Origin of the sequence: Segatella hominis, from assembly GCF_004535825.1 — a bacterium.
Classification (GTDB): domain Bacteria; phylum Bacteroidota; class Bacteroidia; order Bacteroidales; family Bacteroidaceae; genus Prevotella; species Prevotella hominis.
This window is the reverse complement of the sequence record NZ_SGVY01000005.1, coordinates 33,330-47,788: the sequence shown is the minus strand read 5'-3', so window position 1 is coordinate 47,788 and position 14,459 is coordinate 33,330. Positions and strand designations below refer to the sequence as shown.

Genomic DNA, 14,459 nt, shown 5'->3' with positions numbered 1-14,459 from the left:
GCTACTTTTATCTTCCAATGAAACTGCTTTCACTTGCCAAAGAAAAGGCTTTCATCTACCAATGAAGCTGCTTTCACTTTAAAGCATCATAAAATAGTATCAACATAAAAATACAGAATTCAATGAAAAAGACAAAATTGCTTTTCATCGACCGCGATGGAACCTTGATTCAAGAACCAGAGGATGAACAGATAGATAGCTTTGCAAAGCTCGTCTTTACCAAGGGCGTGTTCAGAAATCTCTCTTTCATAGTACAACATACAGATTTCAAGTTAATCATGGTGAGCAATCAGGATGGTTTAGGCACTGACAGTTTTCCTGAAGAAACTTTCTGGCCTGTTCACAATTTTATCATCCAGAGTTTGGAAAGCGAAGGTATCCATTTTGAAAAACAGCATATCGACCGACATTTTCCGGAAGATCATTCACCTATGAGAAAGCCGGGTACGGGAATGCTGCAAGAATACATGAATAATCCAGAGTATGATCTGGCCAACAGTTATGTAATCGGAGACAGAGAGACAGATGCACAATTAGCAGAAAATCTCGGTTGCAAGAGCCTCATCCTCGGCAAAGACGGAATGGATTGGGACAAGATAGCAGAAATTCTCTTTGCAGGTGACCGTATCGCTGAGGTGAAGCGCACCACCAAGGAAACAGACATCTATATCAAGGTAAATCTCGATGGTTCGGGAAAATGTGATATATCAACAGGATTGGGCTTCTTCGACCACATGCTGGAGCAAATAGGCAAGCATGGCATGATGGATCTCACCATACATACCAAGGGAGATCTCGAAGTAGATGAGCACCATACCATCGAAGATACAGGTATAGCCCTCGGTGAATGTCTCCTTCAGGCATTAGGTGATAAAAGAGGAATTGAAAGATATGGCTATTGCCTGCCAATGGACGACTGCCTGTGCCAGGTAGCATTGGATTTCGGAGGTCGCCCATGGCTGATATGGGATGCAGAATTTCATAGAGAGAAAGTAGGCGAAATGCCTACGGAGATGTTTAAGCATTTCTTCAAAAGCTTAAGCGATGCAGCCAAGATGAATCTCAACATCAAGGCAGAGGGTGAAAATGAACACCATAAGATAGAAGGAATCTTCAAAGCGCTGGCCCGCTCACTGAAAATGGCAGTGAAGCGAGACATCTACCACTTCGAACTGCCAAGTTCCAAGGGTATGCTTTAATGGATTTCTATCACTTGAGTATCATAAGCAAACTTGAAGCCAGCAGGCAGTCGTCTGTTGGCTTTTTCGTATAAGCCAATCTGGTGAGTTACATGAGTAAGATAAACCTGTCTGGCTCCTATGCGCCTTGCCACACGGATGGCATCATCTACCAGCTGATGACTGTGATGAGGCTTCTCAAAACGCAACGCATTGATTACCAGTACCTCTACCCCTTCCAGATAAGTATATTCTTCATCATCCATCGACTTCATATCCGTGATATAGGCAAACTTTCCGAAACGATAGCCCAAAATAGGCATTTTATCATGCATTACCCTAATTGGCATGTAGGAGATATCCCCTATCGTATATTCACGATGAGGCTCTATGGTATGCAGCGATAATTTTGGAGCACCGGGATAAAGGAGTTCAGGATTAGCAGGGAAACAGTAAGGCATGGTATGGGGCAAAGTGGAAGTAACCAACCCGTCACCATAAACCTGAATATCTCCAAACTTACAGAAACCGCGCAAGTCATCCATTCCTCCTACATGATCATAATGGATATGAGTAATCAGCACCCCATCTAACTTACGGAAAGGAACACGGAGAAGTTGCATGCGAATATCAGGACCTGCATCTATCAGTATCCGGGTATGATCCGTTTCTACCAATACTGCACAGCGAAACCTCTTATCCTTTGGATTCTGGCTTCTGCAGACCTCACAATAACATCCCAAAACAGGAACACCACTTGATGTTCCTGTTCCCAATAAAGTTATCTTTAGCTTACTATTCATGAGACAACTCTTTATTTAATATTTACCTCAGGGTGAATCTCAATGCCAAACTTATGAAAGACATCATCCTGAATAGCCTTACACAACCTGACCACATCCTGTCCCTTAGCACCACCTCGATTTACCAAGACAAGCGCCTGCTTATCATGAACACCAGCAGGCCCAAGACTCTTACCTTTCCATCCACACTGATCAATCATCCATCCTGCAGGAATTTTCTCATGACATGCATCTATCGTATAATGAGGCATGTTCGGATAAAGCGATACCAATTCCTCATACTTAGTCTTATCCACGATAGGATTCATAAAGAAACTACCCGCATTGCCCTGAATCTTCGGATCCGGCAATTTTGCATTGCGAATATCTATGATGACTTCTCGCAACTGCTTTGCCGTAGGATTAGAAATACCTTTTTCTGCCAAAGAACTGCGGATATTTCCATAGTCAAGGTCTGGAGTATAGGTCTTTGACAGACGATATACCACACGGGTAATCAAGTACTTATCACGCCATTCCTTCTTGAATTTACTCTGGCGATAACTATACTCGCAGTCGGAATTATCAAATTTTACAATCTTACCCGTAGAGAGTTCAACAGCCTCTACCTTATAAATGATATCCTTTGCCTCAACACCATAAGCACCTATGTTCTGCACCGCACTGGCTCCCACCTCACCAGGAATAATCGACAGATTCTCGGCACCATAGTAACCATGTTCAACACAATATGCAACAAAATCATCAAAGACAACGCCGCTTCCGCACTCTACGAAGATTTCATCCTCTTGAGAAGCAAGAGAGTCCATCGTCTTTTCAGCAGTTACATCTGCAGCAGTAATCCATCCTTCATTCAGGAGTTCCTGCCTATCAATGGCACGAATTCCCAAGATGGAAGAGTGGATGACCGTAGCGGGATAATCACCCGTCAAAAGCAGGTTACTACCACTTCCGATAATCAAAACAGGCTGATCTTGCTCTGTAAGCATCTCAGCCACCTTTCTCGCATCCTCTACAGAAGCATATTCCAGAAAACGACGGCAAGTAGCAGCTATGCCAAAAGTATTGTGAGCCAAGAGGCTATAATCTTTAATATCCTTCATTCTGTATTACATATTAAGTTTGATAAGCATCCATTTTCCATGAATACGCTTGAAAGTCAATATTGTTTCCATTCCATTTGCAATGCCACGTATCACAAAGATTTTCTGATTGCTCTCAGCATATTTCTGTCCATATATAATATTGTATATCATTCCATGAGGCAATTGCGGAGCAAAGGCTGGCCAGGTTTCCGGTTCAATATCACCACTCATGGTACTGAAATCATCATCCGGATCTGGACCAACAAATTTCACAGGATTGTGGAGATGTTTAGCCTGGAAAGCAGAATCCGTTGCAAAATGTCCATAGAACTTCAAGAAACTGGCATTCATGTTGGAGTACATAGGCTTATAATTGATAGAAGTCATCATCCACTCACCATTGATGCGATTGAAGAGGAACTGCTGCACCTTTTTCTTGGCATAGAACACCTTTTCTACGACTACATGATCGATAGCAGTATCCTTCACCAGATTCATCTGCTTCTGATTATCAAAAATCAAGGTGTAATAATCCTGATGCATGAAGAAATGCTCCATTTTCCAAGCCCGTTTTCCTATCGATTTTACGAGTTTATCATTGTGATAGACAGGCAATGGGAAATGAACACGTTTCATCTGCAGTTTTCTATTCGCAGCAAAATTAAAGACGAAATCATCAAAAAGCTCATCTGCAGCCTTAGGCATCGGAGTCTCCTCGATCAATTTTTCCGTAGAATCAACAGTTTGAGTATCTGCGACAACAGAATCAACAGATGTAGAATCATGCACCTGAGCCGGCTTCTTGTCAGAGCATCCCACAGACGTAAAACAAACGACTGTAAGGACCGCCAGTAACACTGATAAAAAAGAAAGTTTCTTCATAAACCTATAAATTTCTCAAATTTTCAATGCAAAAGTACAACTTTCTTTTGAGATATTTCATATTTTGAGCAAAAAATGTTATCTTTGCACTCAAAATATATAAATTAAGATTATGTTATTAGAAAAAATAGAAGAACTCTTGAAGGAAGTGAGCACTCTTTCTGCTCAAAATGCAGAAGAAGTAGAGCAGCTCCGACTCAAGTATTTGAGCAAAAAGGGCTCGATTAATGCCCTTATGGCCGACTTCCGCACAGTACCTGCCGACCAGAAGAAAACAATTGGTGTAAAGATCAATGAGTTGAAGCAAGCTGTTACAGAACGCATCAACGCACTCAAGGAGCAAATGGAAGAGGCTGATGCATCCAGCGATGATATTGACTTGACACGTACCGCCTACCCAGTAGCTCTCGGTACCCGTCATCCATTGACAGTTGTCAAGAATCAGATTATCGACATTTTCTCTCGCATGGGCTTTACTCTCTATCATGGTCCAGAGGTTGACGATGACAAGCATGTTTTCACCATGCTCAACTTTGCCGCCGATCATCCAGCCCGCGATATGCAGGATACTTTCTTCATTGAGCAGAGCGACCCTAACGATGTGACTAAGAATATTCTCCTGCGCAGCCATACGTCTGGTGATGAGGCTCACTATATGGAGACTCACGAACCACCTATCCGTGTACTTTGCCCAGGTCGTGTATATCGTAATGAAGCTATCAGCGCACGTGCACACTGTTTCTTCCACCAGGTAGAAGGTCTGTATGTTGACAAGAATGTCAGCTTTACCGACTTGAAGCAGGTTCTCCTTACATTTGCTCGCGAGATGTTTGGTGCTGACACCAAGATTCGTCTGCGTCCAAGCTATTTCCCATTCACTGAGCCAAGTGCAGAGATGGATATCTCTTGTAACATCTGTGGTGGTAAGGGATGTAACTTCTGTAAGCATACCGGTTGGGTAGAGATTCTCGGTTGCGGTATGGTTGACCCTCATGATCTTGAGGCTTGTGGCATCGATTCTAATGTTTACACTGGTTATGCATTTGGTATGGGTGTAGAGCGTATTACCAACTTGAAGTATCGTGTAAGCGACCTCCGCCTCTTCTCAGAGAATGATACACGTTTCTTGCGTGAATTCGAATCTGCGAAGTAAATAGATACTGATTCAAGAAATCCGGCAAAAGTAGGTTTTCACCTGACTTTTGCCGGATTTCTTCTTTATTTTATATTTATAGACGATAAAACCGAATTCGGATAATACCGGAAAATCTCTATGGATTATATCATACACCCGATTACATGAAATACTTCTTGTATTCATTCTCAAAATTAGGAGTGAACACTTCTTTACCCATATTTTCGAGTATTTCCTCCTTTGTCCAGAATCTGCCTCCATCCAGTTCATCCTGACTTGGCTTCACTTCACCATCATACACACAGCGATGCACATAGACCAATTCCTTCTCACGCTTACTCTCAAAGACATAATGTCCCATGGATATCGGTTCAAAGTCGGTTATTCCAAGTTCTTCCTTCACCTCACGGTGCAGAGCCTGATTTACACTCTCGCCCAAATCTACATGTCCACCGCAAGCCGTATCCCACTTGTCCGGTTGAATATCCTTCCAAGCCGGGCGATGCTGGAGAAATAGATCGCCTTTATTATTAAAAAGGTGTAGATGTACCACGGGATGCAATATTTTACAGCCATCATGAGCATGACCACGACTGATGGCACCCAAAATATTTCCCATCTCATCTACTACCGGAAACTGTTCATCTTTATTATCTATCATTTTCCTTACTATTTTAATGCTATTTGTTATAGCGTACCATATTCATCAGAATATCTGAGCATCTGATGTTCATAGGATTCCGTATAATCAAGAAGAACCTTTGTCACATTACCCTCTTCATCAAACTCCAGTTTCATCCATGGGTTGATAAATCCTTTATAAGGAGCCAGGTTAAGTTTCTTGTATCGTTCCAAGATTTCATGATGCAACTCTGGATTGAGATTAACAGCATACTTCTCTACCAGAATACGGGCCGTATCAAAATCACCCTCACTCTTGATACGCTGGATTTCAGCCAACAAGTCTGCAAAAGCATGACGGAGAGCAGGATAATCAGTGATCTGAACGTAAGTCTTGCCATCTTTCTTCACCAGTTGTACCGCCTGAGAATAGTGTTCCAAGACCCAATTGGCTATCAACGCACGGTTGCGCATGTGAGCTTCCTCTATCTTATCACCCTCCTTGATACGTATCGCCTGTGTCAACAGTCCATTCATCAAATAAGAATAATATTGAGCCTTATAAGCCTCATCATCAGGAGTCAATCCCAACTCTACCAGTTTGTGATCTGCCACATAATACAAGCCGAACAAATCAGCACGAGCCTCCTCGATAGTATTGCCATAAGCCTTGAGAGCATCAGGGTCAACACCAGGAAGCAACTGACCACTGCCATGTCCCAGACATTCATGCAGGTCGGTATGCAGATCATCCGTCACATCACCATATCGGTTGATGAGATCAAGAGTTTCCTGATCAATAGCAAATTCATCCAGGAATCCATTACCATGCGCAGCCTTATTGTATGCTTCTGTCAGATTTCCAATCGTCACACTCTTGCTTCCATGAGTTTCGCGAATCCAGTTAGCATTCGGGAGATTGATGCCGATGGCAGAAGCAGGATATTCATCACCACCCAACATAGCAGCACAGATGACATGAGCCGTTACACCTTTAACCTCAGCCTTCTTAAACTGAGGAGCCACCGGAGAATGGTCCTCAAACCACTGCGCATTCTGGCTGATAGCCTGAGTACGTCGGGTTGCTTTCATATCTTTAAATTCAACAAGCCCTTCCCAGGTTCCTTTCAGTCCAAGAGGATCACCATAGACCTCAATAAAACCATTGATAAAATCAACCATACCCTCCTGCTGCTTGACCCACGCAATGCTATATCGGTCGAAATCAGAAAGGTCGCCAGTGCGATAATACTTGATCAGAAGATCGATGACATGAGCCTGCTGCTCATTTTCTGCATATTTCTGAGCTTTCAAGAGCCAGGAAGTAATCTCCTTAATGGCAGTACCATACATACCTTCTTCTTTCCAGGTCATTTCTACGATTTCTCCATTCCGCTTCATCAGTTTGGAATTGAGTCCATAGGAAGGTGGTGTCAGGTCTTCGCCATCCTTCAGTTTGGCATAAAATCTTTCCACCTCATTCTGGGTAACGTCTTCATAGAAATTGCAGGCAGAAGTGGCTACCAGATCAACACCATCAGTCTGATTCACACGCTTCGGAAGAATTTCCTCATCAAAAATAACGGGCACCAATTCATCCAGCAAATCCTCCTTAGTTTCACCTCTTTTCAAAGGCAGTTCTGTCTCAGGCATCATAGAAACAGCCTCATAGAAGAAATGCTCGGAAAAACCCGGCTTGAATTTTTCACAACCATAATGGTGGTAGATGCCGCTGGAGAACCAAACTCTCTTGAGGTAAACCTCGAGAGCCTTGAAGTCATCAGAAGTTCTATCTCCATCGTAATGCTTATAGATAGTCTCCAAAGTCTTACGGATACGAAGATTGTACTTTCCCTGCTGGTCGAAGGTTATATCACGCCCCATCAAAGTAGCCTTTGCTAAGCAATAAATATATATTTGCTGAGAAAGCGTCAAATCCTCAAAACCATTCAAGCGATAGCGCAACATTTGCAAGTCGGCAAAACGCTCGTCTGTGAACTGAAAATGTTCGTTAGAATTGCTCATCATTCTGTTAATTAATTTATTATGATGCAAAAGTAACAACTTTCTTTGAAATAATCAAATAAAAAGTCTGTTTTCTAATAAAAAATATGTACCTTTGCCGGAAATTCATGCGAAATGCAAATAATAGATATACTGAAAAATTATTTTGGATACGATTCCTTCCGTTCTAATCAGGAAGCTATCATCCGGGAAATCATGCAGGGCAAGGATTGTCTCGTACTGATGCCTACAGGAGGCGGTAAAAGTCTCTGCTATCAGATACCCGCCTTAGCCTTGCCTGGTACCGCTGTGGTTATATCACCACTCATCAGTCTGATGCACGATCAGGTGGAAGCGCTCAAAGCCAATGGTATTCCGGCAGAAGCACTCAACAGTAGTACGGATACGATAGAGGAAACCATCATCAGAAGAAGATGTGAGGCTGGTGACCTGAAAATCATATACGTTTCTCCAGAGAAATTGCTGAGCGAAATACCATATCTCTTCAGCAATATCAAAATCTCATTATTTGCCGTAGATGAGGCTCACTGCATCAGCCAATGGGGACATGACTTCAGACCGGAATATTCACAATTGGGACTTCTTCACGAAAGATTCCAAGGAGTACCGGTCATGGCTCTGACCGCCACTGCTGATAAAATCACCCGTGAGGACATCGTCAAGCAGCTACACCTCAATGGCAAGACATTCGTCAGCAGCTTCGACCGCCCCAACTTAAGTCTGGCTGTACGCCGTGAAGGAACCAAGGCTGAAAAGATCAAATTCATCCTGCGCTATATCGGTTCCCATCCGGGCGATGCAGGTATCATCTATTGTCTTTCGAGAAAGAATACAGAGGTTGTGGCAGAAGAACTCAAAAAGAAGGGCATCAATGCTGCCGCCTATCATGCCGGACTTCCTACAGAAGAACGGGCTTCCATCCAGGAACGGTTCAAGATGGACCAGATTCAGGTGGTATGTGCCACCATTGCTTTCGGTATGGGCATCGACAAGGGAAACGTAAGATGGGTCATCCACTATAATCTGCCACAGAGCATCGAGAGTTTCTATCAGGAAATAGGACGAGCAGGACGCGACGGTGCACCTGCAGACACCATCCTATTCTACTCGCTCGCCGATGTCATACAGAGAAAGAGTTTTGCTGAAGCAAGTGGGCAAAAGGCAATCAATGCAGAGAAACTGCAACGTATGCAGGAATATGCTGAAGCCAGAGTCTGCCGCAGAAGAATCCTGCTCAATTACTTTGGCGAAACCTCGGCAGAAGACTGCGGGCACTGCGATGTATGCGCCCATCCGCCAAGAACATTTGATGGTACGATTGTCACACAAAAAGCGCTGAGCGCCATCGTCAGGACCAACGAAAAGATTCACATCGGACAATGTATTGAGGTACTTAGAGGAATCAAATCACCCACAGTGGTCAGGAACCATTATAATGAGCTCAAGACCTTTGGCGTGGGAAGTGACGTCAGCGTGAAAGACTGGCAAAACTATATGTTGCAAATGATGCAGATGGGATTTTTCGAAATTGCCTACAATGAGCACAATGTTATGAAAGTAACCAGCCTCGGCTGGCAGGTACTCAAGGGAGAACACCCTGTACAATTGGCTGTCATACAGCAAAGCGATAAGGGCAAGACCCCAGTGGTACATCCAAGACTGGTACGCGTATCACATACCAGAACAGAGAATCAGGACCTTTTCGAAAGACTGAGAAAACTCCGACTCAAACTGGCTACAGAACAGGGCTACCCACCTTACATCATTCTGTCAGACCAGTCTTTGCATGAATTGGCAGCCATGAAACCAAGAACCATCGAACAGTTTGGCTTAGTGCATGGCATCGGTGAATTCAAAAAGAAAAAGTATGGGGAAATCTTCCTCAAAGAAATCAATAAAGAACCAAGAATGTTTGAATAAAAAAGAATGTTCTTCTAAAATAGAATGTTTGAACAAAATACATAGTAAATATGAAGTTTATCGGAATTATTCCTGCGCGCTTCGCCTCAACAAGATTTCCAGGCAAGCCGCTGGCTATGTTGGGCGACAAGCCTGTCATACAGCATGTTTATGAAAAAGTTTCCGCTGCTTTGGAGGAAGCTTATGTAGCAACCGACGACACCCGCATCTATGATGCCGTAGTAGCTTTTGGCGGCAAGGCGGTCATGACACGTTCTGACCACAAGAGCGGCACCGACCGCATTGAGGAAGCTATTGAGAAAATTGGCGGCGACTGGGATGTCATCGTCAACGTACAGGGTGACGAACCATTTGTTGCTAAAAGTCAGCTCAATACCATCTGCCACTGCTTCGATGATGAGGCTACCCAGATAGCAACCCTTGGCAAACCCTTTACAAGCATGGATGCTGTAGCCAACCCAAACAGTCCAAAGATTGTAGTTGACAACTTTGGTTTTGCCATGTATTTCTCCAGAAGCATCATACCTTTTGTAAGAGGAAAAGAACAGGAAGAATGGCTCGACAACTATCCTTTCCTCAAGCACCTCGGCATCTATGCTTACAGAAAGGATGTACTGCGAAAAATCACCCAGTTGCCACAGAGTTCTCTTGAAATTGCAGAAAGTCTGGAGCAACTCAGATGGCTGCAGAATGGATATAAGATCAAAGTGGGTAAGACTGACGTAGAAACAGTAGGAATTGATACTCCACAAGACTTGGAAAAAGCCGAAGCTTTCCTGAAAGCACAGACTTCCAACGATTAATATTCAGCACTTTTAAACTGCTTAACGTTGGGCATCAAAATAATGATTAACATTGAGCATTAAAATAAGATAACAACATGAAGTTCGTACAAACCATACAGCAAAACATCATCCAACAGCATCTTCTGGAAAAAGACAAAAAATATCTGGTTGCCCTTTCTGGAGGAGCAGACAGTGTTGCTTTGCTGCTGGTACTTCATGAATTGGGTTATACCGTAGAGGCATGTCATTGTAATTTCCATCTAAGAGGAGAAGAGTCTGACAGAGATGAGCGATTTTGTGTTACCCTCTGCCAGCAACTCAACATAGAATTGCATCGCATCCACTTCGATACCAGGACTTACGCCAAACTCCATAATGAAAGCATCGAATTAGCGGCACGCAACTTGCGTTACCGCTTTTTCGATCAGCTTCGCAAGGATGTGGACGCTGCCGGTATCTGCGTAGCCCATCATCAGGACGACAATGTTGAGACAATTCTTATCAATTTGGTAAGAGGTACAGGACTGAAAGGGCTTACAGGCATTTCTCCTGTCAACGGATACATCATCCGTCCATTCCTTTGTATCACCCGACAGGACATCCTCGATTATCTGACGGAACGCCAGCAGAATTTTGTAACAGACAGTTCCAATCTGGTAGATGACGTCGTAAGAAACAAGATACGGCTGAATATCATCCCGATGCTCAAAGAAATCAACCCGGCAGTTTGCCACAACATAGCAGCTACCGCCCGATATCTGACTGAAGCTTCGAAGATGCTCACGGCAGCCCTGGAGAAAGAAAAGGAGCAGATATACCAGGAAATACCAGCCTCTTTCTGTATGCCACAGCCAGTTATCCGCATCAGCAAATCATGGCTATTAAACCAGGCAAGCACTGAGTATGCCCTGTTTCATACCCTTTCTCCATACGGAGCCTCCGGCAAGATGATTCAGGAGATACTCCTCTCTATCAATTCTACAGGAAAAACGTGGCAAACACCTACCCATCAGATACTTATAGATAGAGAACAAATTCTGATAAAAGAAAATAAGGAGGATGATTTCAGAAGAATTCTGATACCAGAACCAGGCTGCTATGTGACTGCAATAGGAAAAATAAGGATTTCCAAAGAAACAGTAACAGAAGACTTCCAACCAAGCAAAGAGAAGCATCTGATTACACTGGAAGCCAGAAATATCAAATTTCCGCTCATGCTCCGACGCACCCAACAGGGAGACGCATTCATACCTTTCGGAATGAAAGGCAGAAAATTAGTTAGCGACTATTTAACAGATAGAAAAAGAAATCTATTTGAAAAACAGTCGCAACTCATTTTGGCAGATTCTGCTGGAAATATTCTATGGGTAGTGGGTGAACGCACTTCAGATGACTTCAGAATCAAGCATACGACAGAAACTATTCTGAAGATTGAAATTGTTCAAGATTAGATAGAATACAAGAGGGTGTGTCACAAAGTCCATGACACACCCTTTTGAGATTAATCAGTAATCTTGGCTCCAAACTGAAGGATGAACTTGATTTTCTTCCCCTTCATGTTTTCAGGCTTCTTCCAGGAACCATCGAGTACAAGAACCTTAACACGCTTACCTGCAGGAACAGCATCCACAGCATCCTGGAGTGTAAAGTAATTGCCACGTCCACGGGTTGAAACCACATAGTCATAATGGCGAACATGCTTCTTGAGTTCAGGTACCTGCTTACCAATCTCATCAGCCAAGGCATTGGCTACCAGACGAGCTCCATATACATTATAATGGGTATTATCCTGACGACCTTTAGGAATCTGAGAACATTCACCCGGACGGAACCACATATGCAACTTACGGCTTCCCTCTATGCCTAACTCTGTCTCAATATCATGAGTAATCTTTGTGGCATCCACAAAAGGAACATTCAGACGATGCGCCACATTACAAGGAGCTACGACATAAGCTCCGTGAGTATCAATGAGTGTATCACTATTTATCTTCTCTTCACCCGCAAAAGTAGTCTTTCTCAATTTCTCGTCATCATCATTCTCCACTGGTGCCTGATAGAAACATCTGCGCACTACCGAATTAAACAAAACCGGGATACCACCTTTGGCACGTGTTTCCTTGACAAAACGCTCCAGATTGGCATCAAAGGTAGAGCCAGGATCAGTATGACGGTCGGCATGAGGCTTTTCATCATTGTGACCAAACTGAATAAACACATAATCCCCCGGTTTCAGTTGATCCAATACTTTCTGCCATCTACCTTCATTGATAAAACTCTTAGAACTTCTACCATTCACAGCATGGTTATCAACGATGATTTTATCATCAAAACAACCTTGCAGTACCATACCCCATCCTCTTTCTGGATTATTCTTGGCATTACCTTTCTCAGCAGCAGTAGAATCACCTATCACAAAGACAGTCGTTACCTTACTTCCAGATGTCAGAGCGAGCACCAGAAACAGGCAGGCAAACCAGGATAAAATCTTTTTCATCATAACGATTCGTTTTTAAGTTTTGAATTTTCAGTTATTATTTTTAAAAAAGGCAGGAAGACCATCCAAACTGATGCTCCCTGCCTTTATTTCATATTGGCTATAAACCAAGAAAAACATTTCTTGATGACGCCTAAGTAAATTACTTCTTGATGACAGCGATAAGTTCATCAGCAGAAACCAACTGCTGCTCACCACTCTCCATATTCTTCAAAGTAACCTTACCCTGTTCAATCTCATTCTCACCAGCAAGAACCACAAAAGGAATATTCTTGGCATTGGCGTAACTCATCTGCTTCTTCATCTTAGCCTTGTCAGGGAAGATTTCTGCACGGATACCTGCCTCGCGAGCCTGACGGGCGATAGGCAGACAATATGCAGTTTCCTTCTCACCGAAGTTGATGAAGAGGACCTGTGTGGCATTCACAGCCTCCTTTGGATAAAGGTCGAGGGCATTAAGTACATCATAGATACGGTCTGCACCGAAAGAAATACCCACACCGCTCAATCCAGGAAGACCGAAGATACCAGTAAGGTTGTCATATCGGCCACCACCGGTAATACTACCCATAGGAGTATCAAGTGCCTTCACTTCGAAGATAGCACCGGTATAGTAGTTCAAGCCACGAGCCAAAGTAAGATCCAGTTCAATCTCATTCTTCAACCCTACAGTCTTCAGCGTATCAAGGATAAATTTAGTTTCCTCTACACCCTTCAAACCGATTTCTGAAGTTTCCAATACCTTAGCAATTACTTCAAGCTTTTCATCGTTAGAACCTGATAATGAGATAATTGGCTGCAACTTCTCGATAGCTTCCTCAGAGATACCATCAGCACGAAGTTCGTCATTCACATTGTCAAGTCCAATCTTATCAAGCTTATCGATAGCCACGGTAATATCCACAATCTTCTCAGCCTCACCGATTACCTCAGCGATACCAGTCAGGATCTTGCGGTTATTGATTTTGATGCAGACACGAACACCAAACTTGGTGAAAACAGTATCCACAATTTGCATCAACTCCACCTCATTGAGCAAGGAATCAGAACCTACTACATCCGCATCGCACTGATAAAACTCGCGATAGCGACCCTTCTGTGGACGGTCTGCACGCCAAACTGGCTGAATCTGATAACGCTTGAACGGCATCTGAAGTTCATCACGATGCTGAACCACATAACGAGCGAAAGGTACGGTCAAATCATAACGCAAACCTTTCTCACAAAGTTTTGCTGCCAACCTCAATGATCCTAAAGAATGAATATCCTCATCACTGATTTTATTCATATAGTCGCCAGAATTCAGAATTTTGAACAGCAACTTATCACCTTCCTCGCCATATTTACCCATCAGCGTCTGAAGGGTTTCCATGGCAGGTGTTTCTATCTGTTGGAATCCATAGAGTGCATATACATCCTTAATGGTATTAAAGATGTAATTGCGTTTCGCCATCTCGATAGGTCCGAAATCGCGAGTACCCTTTGGAATACTTGGTTTCTGAGCCATTTATTATTATTTTATATTAAA

The 14,459-nt window shown here is 43.2% G+C and carries 12 protein-coding genes; 5 read left to right on the top strand and 7 right to left on the bottom strand.

Annotation, left to right across the window (positions count from 1 at the left end):
- Nucleotides 1-122 precede the first annotated feature (122 nt).
- Complete coding sequence (gene hisB / locus EXN75_RS02875; protein ID WP_134842712.1) at nucleotides 123-1,199, top strand: bifunctional histidinol-phosphatase/imidazoleglycerol-phosphate dehydratase HisB; 1,077 nt, start codon at nucleotides 123-125, stop codon at nucleotides 1,197-1,199.
- Here hisB and EXN75_RS02870 read toward each other — a convergent pair.
- The 3 genes from EXN75_RS02870 to EXN75_RS02860 are packed head-to-tail and all read right to left on the bottom strand — an operon-like array spanning nucleotide 1,196 to nucleotide 3,948.
- Nucleotides 1,196-1,981, bottom strand: a complete 786-nt coding sequence (locus EXN75_RS02870) for an MBL fold metallo-hydrolase (RefSeq protein ID WP_134842711.1) — start codon at nucleotides 1,979-1,981, stop codon at nucleotides 1,196-1,198. The genes hisB and EXN75_RS02870 overlap by 4 nt on opposite strands.
- Nucleotides 1,982-1,992: 11 nt before the next feature.
- Nucleotides 1,993-3,084, bottom strand: coding sequence for a UDP-N-acetylmuramate dehydrogenase (gene murB, locus EXN75_RS02865; protein WP_134842710.1), 1,092 nt, complete (start codon nucleotides 3,082-3,084; stop codon nucleotides 1,993-1,995).
- A gap of 6 nt (nucleotides 3,085-3,090) precedes the next feature.
- Nucleotides 3,091-3,948 (bottom strand): DUF4348 domain-containing protein, encoded by an 858-nt coding sequence (locus EXN75_RS02860; protein ID WP_134842709.1) that lies wholly within the window; start codon nucleotides 3,946-3,948, stop codon nucleotides 3,091-3,093.
- Between the two features lie 112 nt (nucleotides 3,949-4,060).
- Here EXN75_RS02860 and pheS point away from each other — a divergent pair, with 112 nt between their 5' ends.
- On the top strand, nucleotides 4,061-5,101 hold the full coding sequence (gene pheS, locus EXN75_RS02855; protein WP_022111572.1) for a phenylalanine--tRNA ligase subunit alpha: 1,041 nt from the start codon (nucleotides 4,061-4,063) through the stop codon (nucleotides 5,099-5,101).
- A gap of 142 nt (nucleotides 5,102-5,243) precedes the next feature.
- On the opposite strand, the gene EXN75_RS02850 is transcribed toward pheS, so the two are convergent.
- Nucleotides 5,244-5,744 (bottom strand): NUDIX hydrolase, encoded by a 501-nt coding sequence (locus EXN75_RS02850; RefSeq protein WP_022111573.1) that lies wholly within the window; start codon nucleotides 5,742-5,744, stop codon nucleotides 5,244-5,246.
- A gap of 26 nt (nucleotides 5,745-5,770) precedes the next feature.
- On the bottom strand, nucleotides 5,771-7,729 hold the full coding sequence (locus tag EXN75_RS02845) for a dipeptidyl-peptidase 3 family protein (protein WP_408005917.1): 1,959 nt from the start codon (nucleotides 7,727-7,729) through the stop codon (nucleotides 5,771-5,773).
- Nucleotides 7,730-7,843: 114 nt separating this feature from the next.
- On the opposite strand from EXN75_RS02845, the gene recQ reads away from it, so the two are divergent.
- From recQ to tilS, 3 genes are all read left to right on the top strand, one after another.
- Nucleotides 7,844-9,649 carry a DNA helicase RecQ gene (gene recQ, locus EXN75_RS02840; RefSeq protein WP_118118196.1) on the top strand — a complete coding sequence of 602 codons (1,806 nt, stop codon included), beginning with the start codon at nucleotides 7,844-7,846 and terminating at the stop codon, nucleotides 9,647-9,649.
- 50 nt (nucleotides 9,650-9,699) lie between these two features.
- Nucleotides 9,700-10,452, top strand: coding sequence for a 3-deoxy-manno-octulosonate cytidylyltransferase (gene kdsB / locus EXN75_RS02835; RefSeq protein ID WP_118118194.1), 753 nt, complete (start codon nucleotides 9,700-9,702; stop codon nucleotides 10,450-10,452).
- A 77-nt stretch (nucleotides 10,453-10,529) separates the two neighbouring features.
- Entirely contained in the window at nucleotides 10,530-11,885 is a 1,356-nt protein-coding gene (tilS, locus tag EXN75_RS02830) for a tRNA lysidine(34) synthetase TilS (RefSeq protein ID WP_118118192.1), read from the top strand.
- Between the two features lie 50 nt (nucleotides 11,886-11,935).
- On the opposite strand, the gene EXN75_RS02825 is transcribed toward tilS, so the two are convergent.
- Both EXN75_RS02825 and hisS read right to left on the bottom strand, forming a co-directional pair.
- Entirely contained in the window at nucleotides 11,936-12,931 is a 996-nt protein-coding gene (locus tag EXN75_RS02825; RefSeq protein WP_187349067.1) for a rhamnogalacturonan acetylesterase, read from the bottom strand.
- A gap of 142 nt (nucleotides 12,932-13,073) precedes the next feature.
- Nucleotides 13,074-14,438 carry a histidine--tRNA ligase gene (gene hisS / locus EXN75_RS02820; protein ID WP_134842708.1) on the bottom strand — a complete coding sequence of 455 codons (1,365 nt, stop codon included), beginning with the start codon at nucleotides 14,436-14,438 and terminating at the stop codon, nucleotides 13,074-13,076.
- Between the last annotated feature and the right edge of the window lie 21 nt (nucleotides 14,439-14,459).